13 protein-coding genes and 2 pseudogenes are annotated in these 16,202 nt (G+C 54.0%); 10 read left to right on the forward strand and 5 right to left on the reverse strand.

Annotation, left to right across the window (positions count from 1 at the left end; genetic code table 11):
* The first annotated feature begins 2 nt into the window (after positions 1 to 2).
* The 5 genes and pseudogenes from O9H85_RS37565 (at position 3) to O9H85_RS29185 (ending at position 6,744) form a co-directional block, all read left to right on the forward strand.
* The gene (locus O9H85_RS37565) at positions 3 to 2,711 is read left to right on the forward strand and encodes a cobyric acid synthase (RefSeq protein ID WP_333474279.1); all 2,709 of its coding nucleotides are present in this window, start codon (positions 3 to 5) and stop codon (positions 2,709 to 2,711) included.
* 17 nt (positions 2,712 to 2,728) lie between these two features.
* A complete protein-coding gene (locus O9H85_RS29170) occupies positions 2,729 to 3,298 on the forward strand; it encodes a cob(I)yrinic acid a,c-diamide adenosyltransferase (protein ID WP_269884919.1) in 570 nt (189 codons plus the stop codon).
* Entirely contained in the window at positions 3,295 to 4,218 is a 924-nt protein-coding gene (locus O9H85_RS29175) for an RluA family pseudouridine synthase (protein WP_269884920.1), read from the forward strand. The genes O9H85_RS29170 and O9H85_RS29175 overlap by 4 nt, the downstream gene beginning before the upstream one ends.
* Positions 4,219 to 4,502: 284 nt before the next feature.
* Positions 4,503 to 4,820: pseudogene (locus tag O9H85_RS38225) on the forward strand (transposase domain-containing protein); the annotation flags it as partial.
* Positions 4,821 to 4,905: 85 nt separating this feature from the next.
* Positions 4,906 to 6,744, forward strand: coding sequence for a cyclic nucleotide-binding domain-containing protein (locus tag O9H85_RS29185; RefSeq protein ID WP_269884921.1), 1,839 nt, complete (start codon positions 4,906 to 4,908; stop codon positions 6,742 to 6,744).
* 156 nt (positions 6,745 to 6,900) lie between these two features.
* Here the strand turns inward: O9H85_RS29185 and O9H85_RS29190 are convergent, their stop codons facing one another.
* From O9H85_RS29190 to O9H85_RS29200, 3 genes and pseudogenes are all read right to left on the reverse strand, one after another.
* Entirely contained in the window at positions 6,901 to 7,326 is a 426-nt protein-coding gene (locus tag O9H85_RS29190; RefSeq protein WP_269884922.1) for an RNA recognition motif domain-containing protein, read from the reverse strand.
* A 155-nt stretch (positions 7,327 to 7,481) separates the two neighbouring features.
* Positions 7,482 to 8,251, reverse strand: a pseudogene (tnpC, locus tag O9H85_RS29195) (IS66 family transposase); the annotation flags it as partial.
* A 237-nt stretch (positions 8,252 to 8,488) separates the two neighbouring features.
* Entirely contained in the window at positions 8,489 to 9,229 is a 741-nt protein-coding gene (locus O9H85_RS29200; protein ID WP_269884923.1) for a YdcF family protein, read from the reverse strand.
* A 184-nt stretch (positions 9,230 to 9,413) separates the two neighbouring features.
* On the opposite strand from O9H85_RS29200, the gene O9H85_RS29205 reads away from it, so the two are divergent.
* The 5 genes from O9H85_RS29205 (at position 9,414) to O9H85_RS29225 (ending at position 13,807) form a co-directional block, all read left to right on the forward strand.
* On the forward strand, positions 9,414 to 9,782 hold the full coding sequence (locus O9H85_RS29205; protein ID WP_269884924.1) for an arsenate reductase family protein: 369 nt from the start codon (positions 9,414 to 9,416) through the stop codon (positions 9,780 to 9,782).
* A 33-nt stretch (positions 9,783 to 9,815) separates the two neighbouring features.
* Positions 9,816 to 10,895: a site-2 protease family protein gene (locus tag O9H85_RS29210; protein ID WP_269884925.1), complete on the forward strand. Its 1,080-nt coding sequence runs from the start codon at positions 9,816 to 9,818 to the stop codon at positions 10,893 to 10,895.
* A 62-nt stretch (positions 10,896 to 10,957) separates the two neighbouring features.
* A complete protein-coding gene (locus tag O9H85_RS29215; protein WP_269884926.1) occupies positions 10,958 to 12,139 on the forward strand; it encodes an aminotransferase class I/II-fold pyridoxal phosphate-dependent enzyme in 1,182 nt (393 codons plus the stop codon).
* A gap of 2 nt (positions 12,140 to 12,141) precedes the next feature.
* A complete protein-coding gene (locus O9H85_RS29220; RefSeq protein WP_269884927.1) occupies positions 12,142 to 12,399 on the forward strand; it encodes a response regulator transcription factor in 258 nt (85 codons plus the stop codon).
* Between the two features lie 853 nt (positions 12,400 to 13,252).
* Entirely contained in the window at positions 13,253 to 13,807 is a 555-nt protein-coding gene (locus O9H85_RS29225) for a DUF3231 family protein (RefSeq protein ID WP_269884928.1), read from the forward strand.
* Positions 13,808 to 14,199: 392 nt separating this feature from the next.
* Here the strand turns inward: O9H85_RS29225 and O9H85_RS29230 are convergent, their stop codons facing one another.
* The gene (locus O9H85_RS29230) at positions 14,200 to 15,093 is read right to left on the reverse strand and encodes a glycosyltransferase family 2 protein (protein ID WP_333474280.1); all 894 of its coding nucleotides are present in this window, start codon (positions 15,091 to 15,093) and stop codon (positions 14,200 to 14,202) included.
* The gene (locus tag O9H85_RS29235) at positions 15,093 to 16,178 is read right to left on the reverse strand and encodes a tetratricopeptide repeat-containing glycosyltransferase family 2 protein (protein ID WP_269884929.1); all 1,086 of its coding nucleotides are present in this window, start codon (positions 16,176 to 16,178) and stop codon (positions 15,093 to 15,095) included. Before O9H85_RS29235 ends, O9H85_RS29230 begins: the two co-directional genes overlap by 1 nt.
* Positions 16,179 to 16,202: the final 24 nt, after the last annotated feature.

The following is a 16,202-nucleotide window of genomic DNA, read 5'->3' on the forward strand; positions in this document are numbered from 1 at the left end:
ACATGCTGGAGCGCTATGGCCATGGCGGCGATTTGCGGACGGCGGCGGAAGCGTTCGGCGGAACGCCGGAACGGTTTCTGGATTATAGCTCTAATATGAATCCGCTCGGTCCGCCGGATGTAGTCGGCCGCATACTGCGGGACAGCTGGCGCGATGTGGCGAATTATCCCGACCCAGCGGTGCGGGAGCTGACGCAACAGCTGGCGGCGAAGCATGGAGTTCCGCCGGAATGCGTGCTGGTCGGCAACGGCGCGGCAGAGCTGATCGACCTGGCCGTGCGGATCCTGGAGCCGAAGGTGACGGGGCTGGCTCGGCCTTCTTTTGCAGAATATGAGGAAGCGGTAGAAAAAACGGGCGGGCGTGTACTCGACCTCCCATTGACGGAGGCAACGGGCTTTCAGCTCACAGCCGAGGCTGCGGCGCTGGCAATGCGGAGCTGCGACCTGCTGATGGTCGGCCATCCGAACAATCCGACAGGACGTCTGCTGAGCCGGGACGTGATCGAGATGCTGAGGGCGGCGCGCAAGCCGGTGATCGTGGACGAGGCGTTCCTCGATTTCTCTCCTCTGGAGGAGGAGCTGACGCTGGCGAGTGCGGCGGCTGAGAACAAACAGTTGATCGTAATCCGTTCAATGACGAAGTTTTATTCGATTCCGGGACTTCGGCTCGGATATGCCGTGGCGCATCCGGAGCGGATCGCCCGAATGAGGCGGCTGCAGGTGCCTTGGAGCGTCAATGCTCTCGCCCAGTGGATCGGTTCGGCGGTACTGCGAGAAGAGGCGTTTGCCGAGGAGACCAAGTCCTGGCTTCCGGCGGAGCGGGAATGGCTGTGCGGGAGGCTGCGGGAGCTGGGATTGAAGGTGTACGACAGTGACGTGAACTTCGTGCTTGTGTCGCTCGAGGCGCTGGATGTGACGGCGCAGAAGCTGCAGGAGGCTATGGGCCGAAGAGGCGTGCTGATTCGCGATGCGTCGCGGTTTCCGGGGCTGACGGACGTTTATGTCCGGGTGGCGGTGAAGCTGAGGGAAACCAACGAGCAGATGCTGCGGGCAATGTCGGAAGCGATAGGTGAGCTTCGGACTCGTCCATCCGGGTCAATGACCCTGGAAGCGAAAAGCGATTCAGCGGTGCAAGATGAGGTGCCGGAGCAAAAACTAAGGCCTGCTAGAACCGTTATGCTGCAGGGCACAGGCTCCGACGTCGGCAAGAGCCTGCTCACCGCCGGGTTGTGCCGCATGCTTCTGCAGGACGGCTACCGTGTAGCTCCGTTCAAGTCGCAGAACATGTCGCTCAATTCCTACGTGACGCCGGACGGCAAGGAGATCGGACGCGCCCAGGGCATGCAGGCGGACGCCTGCCGCGTTCCCGCGACGACGGACATGAATCCTATTCTGCTGAAGCCGAAGAAGGACATGGTATCGCAGGTCGTGGTGCACGGCAAGCCTTACCGAGACCTGGACGCCCGCACTTACCGCGAGCGGTATTTGCCGGAAGCGGAGGCGGTGGTAAAGGAAGCGCTGAACCGTTTGCGCGCGGAGCACGATGTGATCGTGCTGGAAGGCGCGGGCAGTCCGGCGGAGGTGAACTTGAAGGACCGAGATATCGTCAACATGCGGATGGCCGGTTGGGCCGATGCGCCCGTCATTCTGGTAGCCGATATCGACCGGGGAGGGGTATTCGCCTCCTTGGTGGGGACACTGGAGATTTTGTCGCCGGAGGAGCGGGAGCGGGTCAGCGGCTTCATCATCAACAAGTTCCGCGGAGACGTTTCCCTGCTGCAGCCGGGTTTGGATTGGCTCGAGGCACGTACGGGCAAGCCGGTGCTGGGCGTCATTCCATACTTGCCCGACCTGGAGCTGGAGGACGAGGATTCCGCTTCGCTGGAGCGGAAGCTGACGGAAGCTCGCTCGGCTCAGGCGTTTGAGCCCGAAGGCGATACGGCGCAGAGGCTCGATATCGCCGTGATCCGACTCCCGCGGATATCCAACTTTACAGATATCGATCCGTTGTTTCATGAGCCGGATGTGCGGCTGCGTTTTGTTGATAAGGCGGACGATTTCGGCCTGCCCGATGCCGTCATCCTGCCGGGCAGCAAAAACACGGTTGACGATTTGCTGTTCCTTCGTACCGTAGGGCTGGACCGATCCTTGCAGGACCACGCCGGACGGGGAGGCTGGCTCGCAGGCATATGCGCCGGATACCAGATGATGGGCACCCGGCTGCTGGATCCGGATCTTGTCGAGTCAGACTGGCTGGAGCTGGAGGGGCTGGGGTTGTTCCCGACGGAAACCGTGTTTGCTGAGGAGAAGCGCACGATCGGGGTGGAAGGCACGGCGAGCGCAAATGCTGCCGGAGCGCTAGGACAGCCGATTACCGGCTACGAAATTCATATGGGCCGGACCAGGTTTCTGGAGCCGGTGCGGCATCCTTTTGCCATCCGGCGTACAGGCACCGGGGAAGAGACGACGGATGAAGGCGTCATTAGTGAGGACGGGCGTCTCTGGGGTACTTATGTGCACGGCATTCTGCATAATGATGATTTCCGGCGGGCGTGGCTGAACCGGATCCGGGAAGCTAAGGGCTGGCAGCCGCTGACGGCCGGGCTGCGATTCTCGGAGCGCCGGGAAGCGGCCTTCGACCGGCTGGCGGACCATGTAAGAGGCCACTTGGATCATAAGCGGTTGTATGAGATGATAGGACTAACGAAATAAACGGAGGAGGGAAAGGAATGCGAATCTATACAAGAACCGGTGATGCCGGTCAGACCGGCGTCATCGGAGGCCGGGTGGACAAGGATGATGCGCGGGTGGAGGCTTACGGCACGACCGACGAGCTGAACTGCTTCGTAGGACAGGCGATGGGCTTCCTGGATCCCGAGAGGGATGCGGATTTGATGGCCGATCTGCTGGAAATCCAGCACGAGATCTTCGATTGCGGCTCCGATCTTGCGCTGCTCAAGCAAGAGCTGCGGCCTTACAAGGTTACGGCGGAGATGGTGGACCGGCTCGAAGCGTGGATCGATAAATACGATGCGGAAACGCCCGACATCAAGCGGTTCATCCTCCCGGGAGGCAGCCAGGCTTCCTCCGCGCTCCATGTGTGCCGCACGGTATGCCGGCGTGCCGAACGCCGCGTCGTGACGCTGGCCCGTACGCAGCCGATCAACGAAGAAGTGCGCAGCTACTTGAACCGGCTGTCCGACCTGTTCTTTACGGTGGCCCGGACGGCGAACCACCGAGCCGGCGTCCACGACGTCGAATATGTGCGAAGCGCCGAGGTATTCCGCCGCAAATCATGAGTACTTATTATAAGCCGCTCGAATATATCGTGCCTCCGGAGGAAGACGGCTTCGTGCTGCGGACGATTTTGCAGAAGAGGATGGGCGTATCCCGCAAGCTGCTCTCGAGACTGAAGCTGACGGAGCAGGGGATCACGGTGAACGGAGAACGGAAATATATCGACATCAAAGTGAAGCCGGGTGACCGGGTGGCGGTTCGAATGGAGACGGAAGCGTCGGACGACATTTTGCCGCAGCCGATGGAGCTTGATATTCTGTACGAGGATGACGAGCTCCTGGTGCTCAACAAGCCGGCCGGTCTGGTGGTGCATCCGACGCACGGGCATTACCTGAATACCATTGCCAACGGCGTCGTGCATTATTGGCGGGAGAAGGGCGAGAGCTTCCGCTTCCGTCCGGTGCACCGGCTGGACCAGGAAACGTCGGGGACGCTCGCAATCGCGAAAAATCCGTACGTGCACCAACAAATCTCAGAGCAAATGCAGGCCCATGAAGTGAAAAAGGATTACGTCGCTCTGGTCCACGGCGTCGTCCAAGCGGACGCCGGCACGATCGAGGGGCCGATCGACCGCGACCCGCTCGAGCCGCACCTGCGCATCGTCACCCCGGACGGGTACCCCGCGACGACGCATTACCGCGTGGAGCGCCGGTTTCCGGGTGCTACCCTCGTACGGCTGCGCCTCGAAACCGGAAGGACGCATCAAATCCGCGTCCATATGAAGCATCTCGGCCATCCGCTGCTGGGCGATAAGCTGTACAGCCCGCCCGAGGAGCCGGAGGATGCGCTCATTGCAAGGCAGGCGCTTCACGCCTGCACGCTGGGCTTCACGCATCCCGGCACGAAGGCGTGGTTGGAGCTGGAGGCTCCGCTGCCGCCGGATATGCTCTCTTGCATTGCCCGGCTGCAGGAACGAAGCTAAACAAGCCGGCATCTCTTAGCAGATGCCGGCTTGTTGCCGTACGCCCAGCATGTGCGTCAACTATTATGTGTGAGTCCTGAAGAGGGAGTGACAGGCTCATGCCTATCCGTACCCGTCAAAATGTAAGCGTCAAACTCTGCACACCTTCAACGTCCGCGAAATTCATGAGAAGATGAAGGTAACCCAAGAAATCAGGAGGTTTGCCTTATGACCAAAAAAGAACAATGCCGCGAGGAATGGATGGCTCGCGTTGCGGATTATTAAGCCCGGCGAATTCATCAGGTATGACAAATCGAGCGGATTCTCTCACCCTGGAACAACTCCAACAGCAAAACGCAAAACAAGAACAACAAATCGCTGAACTATCGGCCAAGCTTTAGTGGTACGAAGAACAGTTCCGTTTGGCGTAGCATAAACGTTTCGGCGCTTCCAGCGAGAAGACGCATCCCGATCAGTTGGAACTAAACCTGTTCAACGAAGCCGAAATGTGTGCGACCTCGCCGGGGCAGGATCCGCCGATGGAGAAGGTGACGTATGAGCGGCGAAAATCGACCGGCAAGCACGAAGAAGACTTGTCGAAGCTGCCGGTCGAGACGGTGACGATGAACGAGCACAATTTTACAGGATATGAGATAATAAAAGAAAAACTCCTTATCGGAGTCCTTCAAAGATTTGGAGAGGTTCGTCATGTACGCTGAAATTATTGTTTTTTTACGAAATCATTCCCTTCTGCACGGTGTGTCGGACAGCGATCTGGAAGTTGTAGCGTCGACGATGGAAAAAGTTTGTTACAAGGCTGGCGATCAATTGATTGTCGAGGGGGCGGCCGGGAATGAGTGTTATTTTATTTTAAACGGGCAGGTTCAAGTATTATCCAAAACTTTGATAGGCAAACAAGTAGTGCTTGCTGAGCTTGGTCCGGGTTCATTGATTGGGGAGATCGCTCTTCTCCAGCAGGAAAAACGCACTGCCGGCGTGAAGGCATTAGGGGATGTTGATGCTTTACGTTTGGATCGTGCCTCTTTTCAGCGATTGGCCGAGGCAAGTCCTTATTTTCATGAGAGCTTATCGTACTCGGCTGAAATTCGCATCAAGCATGGACTGCTCCGCAAAGCATCGATTTGGTCGGCCATCCCGGACTCCGAGCTTCGCGGTTTGGCAGAGATTACCGTAAGACGACGGGTTCAGCGCGGAGAGACAATCGTCAGAGAAGGTGAGTCGGCCGACCGTTTTTTTATGATCAGCAAGGGACGTTTTGAAAAGCATGCCGGAGATAAAAGAACGGGGGTGCTGGGAGCAGGAGATTATTTCGGCGAAATTGCATTATTGGCTGGCGTTCCTCATACCGACTCCTTAACTGCTTTGGAAGACAGTGAGCTCCTGGTGATGGGAAAAGATGAATTCCATTACATTTTGCAGCACTATGTCCCGGTTCGGCAGCACTTTCTTGAAGTTCTGCGCATTCGAAGGCCGGATTTGTCGCGTACTGCCGCTGTAACCGCTCTCCTTACGGAAACGGAGCTGAGTTCGTCTGCCGCAGGGAAATGGAGCAAAGCGAAACACGCGCGATACGATAGTTGGATCGATCTGCTTTTTCGGCTGGGCGGACTTTTCTTGGCGTTTACCTTGCTGGCTATCTGGCACAAAGATCAAATATGGGTGATTGCCTCCTTGCTGACGGGCGGCTTGGTTGGACCCGTTACCTTTGTTTCGTATGTGCGAAGCTCTCAGTTGCTGGTATTTCGTCCGGCTTATCTTGTGATTGTATTTGTTTCTTCGGCTATTGTGGCCGTACCGCTCGCATGGTTGCTCGAACGAACATGGCTGTTTGACGGAGGGGTGAGCGAGCTTGCTTTTACAAGCATCAAGGTACCTCTCACGACAGCCGTAATTGAAGAAACGTTGAAGTTGCTCATATGCGTCGGTCTTGTCAGAGCGAAGAGAACCCGCTTCCTGATGGACGCGTTAGTATTCGGCGCTGCTGCCGGGATGGGTTTCTCCGCACTGGAAAGCGTAATATACGGGTGGACGCATCTCAATCCGGATTCGGCATGGGGGATGCTTGCCGTATTATGGGTACGGTCGCTGCTGTCCCCCTTCGGACACGGGACTTGGACGGCGATCACGGCAGCGGGGCTTTGGTACGCAATGGAAGGTCGGGCTGACGGACTGGCGCGAAATCGGGTGTGGTGGCGTACGCCGTTCCGGTCGGCGGGGCTGCTTTTATCGGCTGTGGTTCTTCATACTCTTTGGAATTTTCAAATATGGGAGGGAGTCTGGAAAGTTGTAGCGATGATCATCGTTGGAAGCATCGGCTTACTACTGCTCGGCTGGTTAATTCGAAACGGTGTTATGGAGGAACGCCGCGCCTTAAGCATACTGAATCCGTCAGTAGAGACGAACCTGTCTGCGGAAAACGAGGGAATCGAAGCTTTGCGGCAGTTAATATGCGATGCCTGCGGTACGCAGTCTCCAGCCGACACGAGTTATTGCGCGCGCTGCGGACAAGCTCTGCGAAGTGGTTAGGAGGATGCTTGGTCACGATCGTTTCGGTTGGTTTTCGCTCTTGCTCGCGCTCAACCGATTCGGTTTTCCAGGCGTATGACCCAGCTACAACGTGTCGATGCCGCCCTCGCTATAGCATCATTGCGAAGGCGGCATCTCTTTACTTCAATCGATTCTTTATTTTCGCTGCCTCTCCCTAGGAGTGGCCACTTTGACTATTATGCTTCGACCGCCCAAATCGGCGCCATTAAGAGCTTTGATCACGTTTTGTACCTTTTCGAGAGGCACCTCTACAAAACCATATCCGAGCGAACGTCCAGTCTCACGGTCCACAGCGATCCGTGCAGTCAAGACTTCGACGTGTAACTCGCTAACCGCATTTGCGAGGTCCTCTTGGGTATACGCCCAAGGAAGATTTCTAATTTCAAGTACGTTGCCGGGGCCGTTCAAATTCGATGTAGCTTTCCCTACCGCATTGCTGGTACTTCCATTCAGTGCTTGATTAATAGCTCCATACGCGTTGTCATTTAGCATCACAAGCACTCCCGCCATTATGCCTATTACAAATGTGATGCATGCCGTTAAAATAGTTCTGCGATTCATTCTCTATGCCTCCTGCATTGACTTGTTGCCTCCAGTATAACGTATTTCCCCTGGACAATCAGTGATTCACACCACAATTTTCCTATAAAAATCTCGTGAACGTCAAATAGGCCCCACCTAGCAGTTAGATGGAAGCCGAAGTATATGGATAAACATTAAGAGATGCGACAGGAATCAGGTAGTGAAGATGACCACGGCATAAACGGCTCCAGCGTCTTCGGAACTTGGATGTCCGAAAGCTGCGGCAATTGCTCGAACAGGTACTTGAGGTACCGGAACGGGTCAGCCCATTTTCCTTCGCAGTCTCGATCACGCTGTAAATAGCGGCCCTGGCCGAAGCTCCTCGTGGAGTATTCGCAAACAGCCAGTTTTTGCGCCCGATCACAAACGGCTTGATCGAACGCTCACTGCGGTTGTTATCGATCTCAAGCCGTCCATCCTTCAGAAACGCAGTTAATTTCTCCCACTGGTTCAGGCTGTAAGCGATGGCCTGGCCGATCAGACTTTTGGGCATCGTTCGGGATTTCTGCTGGCACAGCCACGCGTGATAAGTGTCTAACACCGCGCGGCTTCGCTCTGCTCGCGCCTTGTGCCGTTCTTCTGGCGTGGCCTCTTGAAGCTCGCGTTCAATCGCAAAGAGCTCGTTGCAGTACGCCAGCCCTTAGGCCGCGACCGTTTCCGGATTGCCTTTGGCCTCCGGCGACGCTTTCAGCGCCTCGTCATATTTGCGCCGGGCATGCGCCCAGCAACCGACCAGCGTCACCTCTTTGACTTTGTGGTAACCCGGATAACCGTCGACATGCAGGTAGCCCTTGAATCCAGATAAAAAGTCCCTCGGATGTTCGCCGCCGCGCGTCCGCTGGTAGTCATAGACCACTGTTGGCTGTGCGCCGCGCCCTGTCCGGTACAACCACAGATACGAGGTCGGATTTTCCCGGGAAATTTCAATCCGCAAATGGCCGCTAACGATCGCAGCCGTTCGCTTGCATGCGGGGACACTAGCGTTTGTTCGAGCGGAAATTGGCAGCTACCGTTTATCGGGCCGCAAACCTCAAATTCAGCCGTTTTTTCCAACGTGCGCTTTCCCGGCGGGCGCCTGCGGTGCTGCACGGCGGTTGGTCAGCCGTCCTCTCCTACCCGATTAAGGACGCCATTCTTACGCTCACTGCAGAAGCCCCAAGTACTCCTTGCACGCCAAAGCGACTGCATCCATCGCGCCCGAAGACGGAAGCATCTTGGACCAGCTCCACGCCGCAGACGGACTAACCAGATAGCCGGTCGGATAAGGCGTGACCTCGATTCCCTGCTTGTGAAAATGCTTCACCGACCGCGCCATATGAGAGGCCGATGTAATCAGGATCGGCGAGCGAAGCCCTTTCTCTTCGAGAAATTTGCGCGAGTAGGCAGCATTCTCCTGGGTCGTACGGCTCCGGTCCTCGATCAGGATGTCCTGCTCCGGCACGCCGAGTGCGAGAAGCTTGCGTTTCGACAGCCGAGCCTCGTTGCCGGAATCATCGTACACCTGCCCGCCGGAGACGAGAATCGGAAGCCGCTTCCGGTGATACAGTTCGGCCGCCGTTACGACCCGACTTAGTGTCGTCCCGGTCAGTTGGCCGGAGCCTTCGACCTCGGGCACGCCGCCGACGGCGCCTCCGCCGAGCACGAGGTACACATCGCCGACAGGCGCCGCCGGCGGCTCGTAGCGTGCTTCCAAGCTGCGGACGGCGGCCTCCCCGGCCAGCGGCGTGCTGACGACATACAGCAGCAGCGTAATCATACCGACTGCCGCTTCCGCCCGGCGCCTGCCGCATTGCCACAGCCTTACGCCGAGCAGGGCGAAGGCGATCACGAACAGCCCTGGCGGCACCAGAAAGCTGTAAACCCCTTTTAGCACATATATCATTCCGCTTCCCTCACGCTTTCCAACGGGATTTTTCGCCGCTTATGCGGCTTTTTCCATTATCACCGGACGGGCCTGGAATTTCAATCGCGGTGCAGTCCCGGCGATTTGCGCGCGCCTGCGTTTCATCGGTATAATTGGGGATAGCACGGAGTACAACTTATTAGAGACAAGGATGGGTCGACACATGAGCGGAAGGCAAGTGACTTGCTATCAATACCCGACCTGCGGGACATGCCGCAGCGCGGTTAAGCAGCTGAAAGAGCTCGGCTGGGAGGTGGATCCCGTGCATATTAAGGAAACGCCGCCAAGTGTGGAAACGCTGAAGGAATGGATCCACCAGAGCGGTCTGGAAATTAAGAAATGGTTCAATACGTCCGGGGAAGCGTACAAGGAAATGCAGCTGAAAGACAAGCTCCCCCACATGAGCGATGAAGAAAAAATTCGCCTGCTCGCCTCGAACGGCATGCTGATCAAGCGACCGGTCGTCGTTGGCGGGAAACGGGTGACGGTAGGCTATAAGCCGGAGCACTATCAAGAGGTATGGGGCCGCTGAAGCAGCATCAAAACCTAGAGGAGGGTGATGTGATTGCAGGAACAACCGAAACGAAAGAACAACAAGCAAAATCCGCTGTGGTTTCTCGGAGCAGCGGCGATGTTTTTCCTTGCCAAGGCGAAATGGCTTCTGTCTTTACTGAAGTTCGGCAAATTCGGGGGCGTGATTCTCTCGATGGCCATTTCGATCGGCACTTATGCCATCATCTATCCGTGGGGCTTCGCCGTCGGCGTCGTACTGCTTCTGCTTGTCCATGAGCTGGGGCATGTGCTTGCGGCCAAACGAAAAGGGCTGCCTGTGACCGCGCCGGTCTTCATCCCCTTCCTGGGCGCGCTTATCACGATGAAGCGCAATCCGCGGGATGCGGTAACCGAGGCTTACATGGCTTACGGCGGGCCGCTGCTTGGCTCGATCGGGGCCGGAGTCGTACTGATCGCGGCTTACTACACGGATCATCCGTTGCTTTACTCCCTGGCGTATGCCGGCTGCTTCTTGAATTTGATCAACCTGCTGCCCATACATCCGCTGGACGGCGGGCGCATCGCGACGGCCGTCACCCGCTGGCTATGGCTCGTCGGTCTGATTGGTGGCCTGGTCATTATCATCAAATTACGCAGCATTCTATTCTTCATTATCTGGGTCATGTTCGCTTACGATCTGTATAAGAAATTCGTCAAGCACCGCAAGCATGGGGAGGAGCGGTACGTGACCGCGAGCTTCCTGATCTCCGCGGAGCCGCTGCTGGCTCAAGGATATTTTATCCCCGGCACGGAGCATAAAAGGGAGCTGCCCTTCACGACTTATTCGGACATGGATCGGCAGCAGTTCGTCCGGATCGCATGGGACGGGCTTGATTTTACGGGCACGGTTCCGCTGATGCATCAGGGCCTGATCCGCCGTGTTCATCTGACGCGTCTCGAGCATCTGCAGAAGGAAGACGGACTTCATCTGATGCTGCACTGCCAAATCGATTATAGGCAGCACGAGGACGATAAATATTACGATGTGCCGGTGGCGTCCCGCTGGAAGTTCGGCATCGCTTACTTGGGCCTGGCTGGCGCGCTGATCGGCATGATGGCTTTCATTCATCAAGCGAGCGGATTGTCTCTATAGGCATTATTTGTTTACGTCATTAACAATACAGATACGATAAAACAGGCAAAGGTTGATGGTTTATGAAAGGAAGACAATCCAAAAGATTGGCCGAACTCGGTTCGGCTATTTTTTCTGAGGTGGCGCAGTGGAAAAGGGAAGTGTCGGCGCAGGGCGTCGACGTCATCGATCTCGGGATCGGCAGCCCGGACCGCCCTCCTTCCCCAAGAGTCATGCAGGTACTCGCGGAGGCGGTGCAAAATCCGAAGCTCTACGGCTATCCGACCTCGGAGGGGAGCCTGGCCTTCCGGCAGGCGGTCGCAAGGTGGTATAAGCATCGCTTCGGCGTGGAGCTGAATGCGGAGGACGAGATCGTCACCCTCATGGGATCGCAGGACGGCCTCGCGCATTTGGCCATGGCGATCACGGATCCGGGGGATACCGTGCTGGTGCCGGACCCCGGCTACCCGATCTACTCCGCCAGTCTCGTGCTCGCGGGAGTGAAGCCTTATTATATGCCGCTGCGTGCGGAGAATGATTTTTTACCCCGGCTGGAGGACATTCCGGAGTTGGTGGCGCGCGAAGCGAGATTCATTCTGCTGAATTATCCGAGCAATCCGTTGTCGGCGGTGGCGCCGGTCGAATTTTTCTGGGAGCTTGTCGATTATGCCCGCCGTTACGATCTCCTGATCGTGCACGATTTGGCTTACTCGGAGATGGCATTCGACGGGTACCGGCCTTCCAGCATTCTGGAGGTAGAAGGCGCGCGGGAGGTCGCGGTCGAGTTCCATTCCCTTTCGAAAAGCTTCAATATGGCGGGCTGCCGCATCGCTTTCATGGCCGGGGAACAGCATGCTGTCGAAGCGCTTCGCCTCCTGAAATCGAATATCGACTACGGCGTGTTCCAGGCCGTACAGCTAGCGGGTATTGCCGCCCTGGAGGAGGATTTGTCCCCGGGAAGCGTGCCCGTGTCCGGATTATATGAAAGGCGCAGAGACGTCGTCGTGGAAGGACTTCGCCAAGCGGGCTGGGATATCCCAGCGCCGAAGGCCACCATGTTCATATGGGCGCCTATTCCGGCAGGCTGGACATCTCGACAAATTTCCCGGGAAATTTTGTATAATGCAGGCGTTGTTGTAATACCTGGCGATGCGTTCGGCCGGGAAGGCGAAGGCTACGTCCGTATTGCTCTGGTTCAAGAAGAGGATCGGCTGCGCGAAGCTGTTGAACGTATTGCGGATTTCCTGCGGAAGGCACGCCCTTAACCGTGCAGCCACAGCGCGTGAAGCAGCAGGCTGCTCGCATAAGCCGGCCACAATGTCCGGTATCGGTAGAAGGGCTGACCGGAAGGGACCTCGATGTGATTCGCCGCATCTACGCTGGAGCGGCCAACGCGGAGATTGCCTCGGCGTTATTCCTAACTGAAGGCACAGTAAAAAATTACGTCTCCTCGCTCTATGCGAAGCTGGGCGTACGCCATCGGGCGGAAGCGGTGAAGCTGGCGGCGGAGCGCCGCCTGATTTAGTTTAGCGACTCCTTTTTCGTGATAATGATGGGTTATCATGAATGGGAGTTTTTTATTGGAGCGGTACTTTGGGTCCACTATACTAGGCCGTTACTCTATACCCGGAGGTTCACTGCGCACATCTCTGCAGCTGCCCGTGTCCTATTGAACCGGTGTTCACAAGTGAGCCTGGGTTCACTAAACTCGCGCGATACGCAGAAAAGGGGGCTGTAGTGAACCGCCGCTCGCTACAAGTGAACCCGGGTTCCTTAATTAGACCCGGAGGTTCGCTACAGCGCGCATACCTGCGGCAGCCCGGATCCTACTGAATCGGTGTTCGCTACAAGGTAACCGTCCAATTTAAACTCCATAGAACTATCCTTTATCGAAACGAACTCTAATTATAGACAATCCCCTACAATTGAAAAGGGAGCATTAATCGCTCCCTCAATCAACTACGAGTTACTCTGTCTTAAGGTACCTCTCAGGCCCTGTTGATGCCGAATTGTGGAACAATTCTAAGGGATCATGGAATTTCACAGTTTTTGGTGTGATGTAACATCATTTAACACAGGTTTGATCAATATTTGTCACAAAAATTGATGGTAATTTTGTCACATATAAAGAGTCTGATAGATAATCCTTATGAGAAATAGACGGTCGCACTAGTTGCACCGTCTATTTCTCATGTAGAAGATACATTCAAAAAAAATTAGTTTCTCGACTATCCAGCAGATAGAAGACCAATTTGATTCGAAAAGCCTTACATGCCGGGGGGGCCAGCTGCCTTCAACGGGAAGAAAATAGGTATTGAATAAATAAATAATTTTCTGCAAAACATATCCATGTCATTTGAAGAAACAGGAGGGGAAATATGGTTAATATATTGGAATCGACATTAGATGCTTTTAAATCAATGACCGATCAAGACGAAGGCCAACCTCTTCATATCGGTGAGGTGATGGGGTGTTGGATTTACATGACGGGTCTTGAATTAGCTAGTACAACCGTGCAAGCTGCACTAAATACGACGACTGATCATGAATTAAAAGAATTGCTTGAAGAGGATTTGAAGCTCGGGAATAGTCAACGGAAAAGACTCCATGATTTCATGATAAAGGAAGGTATTACCTTGCCGCCTCCTTCCGAAGATATGCCTAACTCGGATCCTAACAGTATTCCTCTTGGAGCGAAATTGACAGATGATGTACTTGCTAATGAACTGTCTCTTAAAATTGCGAGTTTAATCATACGTGCATCCGGCATTGCCGCGGAATCGATTCGTATGGATGTCGGTATAATGTTTACTCAATTCCAAGGCGAAAAATTAATGTTTGGAGCCAGATTGAAGCACTCCATGCGTAAGCGCGGCTGGATTCGAATACCACCTTCCTATGTGCCGCCTGGTTCCCCGCAACCAGTAAGTTAGCGGCATTTTTACAATATTCCTCTCATTAAGATGATCTCTACTGCGGATCATCTTTTTGTATTACATGTATTTAGTTTAAACAAAGCCTAGAAAGATATCGAAAAATCAAGCATCGGTACGCTAAAAAGCCCCGGAGGTTCACTACAACGCGCAAATCGGCGGCCTACTGAGCCGATCTTCACTACAAGTGACCCTAGGTTCAGTAAACTCGGTCGATGACGCAGAGCAGGGGGAACCCTCGGACAATACCGGGCGTACAAGCAAAAAGGACACTCTCCAATAGAGAGAATGTCCCTTTTCTCCGTTAATCCCTTTTGTTAAAATGAAGCCATCACAGCAAAATGACCAGGCAAGGATTTTCATTGTTGTGCACATTCAACATTTTCCGGATCTCAGAACGGGATGTTGAATTTCTCCATGAACCAATCATCGGTATATTTTCTGCGGGAAAAATACTGGTGCCTTTGTTCCAAAACACCGTCTTCAATGACCAGAGATTCGATATGATCCGCATTGGAGTAGGTTATTAACTTTTTGCATCTTTGGATTCGATCTTCAGAAAAATGGCTGTACGCCATTCGCATGAAGTTATAATATACGTGTTCCCAACCGATGCGATAAGGGTGGGATTCACGAAACAAATGGAGAATCTTCACATCTGGTAGAGTGCTGCATTTATAGCCGAACAACCACATTTTCAGTGAAAGCTCCACATCTTCATAACCCCATGTTTTGAAGCCTTCGTCAAAACCGCCAATGTCGAAAAATACATCTCGAGATATGGCAAAACAACCGCCAGGCAAAATTGCGCATGGGAAGGGAGCTTCCTGCCGGCCGTTCCACTGCACTTGCAGGCGTTGATCCAGCGTCTGGCCATAACCGGTGATATTAGGCGAATCCATATTTGCGATTGCAGGACATATTCCGTCAGCTATCCCAGCTTCAATCGGTTTCAGCAAACGATCGATCCAAAGGTCTTCAAAGCTGAGGTGTGCATCGCAAAATATCAGGTACTTTCCCTTGGATACCCCGGCTCCGAGGTTTCTGGCTTTAGCGGCCCCGATTCCTTTGGTCCGGATCAATCTGATCCGAGCTGATTCTTCATGAGACGCGATGAAATCACAGCATCCGTCTGCCGAATCATCGTCGACAATAACGATTTCGAACGGATAACCGGATTTAGACTCCATCGCCGACGCGACAGTCGATTCCACATAGGTTCCTTCGTTTTTCGCCGGAATTATGATGGAAACGAATGGTAGGGTTTGGTTAATATCCATCATCATTACCTTGCCTTTACCGGTTGCAGTAGTTCTTCAAGGAGCTTGACATTGTTTTGTATTTGTTCGTCGTCAGGGCGATAGGTCAAGGCGATGGAGTTATGGCGGTAAGACAATTCGTATTCGCCTAATTGGTAATAGCATAGACCGAGCTGCATATGAGGCAGCCAAGTCCGGCTTGGATGATTCACTATCGCCCATTGGTTTTTTGGCGGAGGCGTTTCAATCGCGAGTTTATACCAGAACGCAGCCTGATGGAATTCAACTTTCTCCAGAAAACGGTAACCTAACCGGCAACAAAATTCCGGGCGCGGAATATCGTAGTCAAATGACTTAAGCGTAATTTCCAATTCTTTATCCCGATCCCCAAGGTGGTAGTAGCAATCGGCCATTTTGCCGCATACGAAAATCTTGTCTTCCGGTGTAACATCATCCAAAACCATAAATTTCAGATAATATTCGATCGCTTGTTCATACATCTTATGATGGTGTAATTCTCTTGCATAATGCTGGAGATCTCGAGTGGTGAATTCTTTGCCTTGGCGGAGGAGGTTTTCATAAATTTTTAAATTACGGTCAGAGGCGTCATGCATTTGTTTATGGGTCACAACGACATCGCTGTCATAAATGATTCCTTTTACCGATAAATCTTCATGAACGGCACCCTGCCATTGATAGTTTTTCAAACGTTTGACCAGCCTAATTCGCCGCACATTCAGCGTTACATTACCGTGATCGTCGAAGGCGCAATGATATTCCATGGAGATGGCATCTACCGAGGGATCTAGCGATTGCTTCAATTGAAGTAATTTCTGACGATTTTCCGGTAAAAGGACGTCATCGGCGTCAAGCCACAGGATGTAGTCCATCGTTGCTTGAGCAAAGGAGAAGTTGCGCGCCGCCGCAAAGTCATCGATCCATTCGAAGTCAATGACATGTGGTGTGAACTTGCCCGCGATCTCCTTGGTTTGGTCCGTTGAACCGGTATCCACTATCACGATTTCATCCGCAATGTCACGGACTGATTCTAAACAGCGTTGCAGGGTATCCTGCTCATTTTTCACAATCATGCAAAGGCTTATGGTAATCATAGGGTCACCTCTTTGGAATCACTT

Origin of the sequence: Paenibacillus gyeongsangnamensis (assembly GCF_027533625.1) — a bacterium.
Taxonomy (GTDB): domain Bacteria; phylum Bacillota; class Bacilli; order Paenibacillales; family NBRC-103111; genus Paenibacillus_G; species Paenibacillus_G gyeongsangnamensis.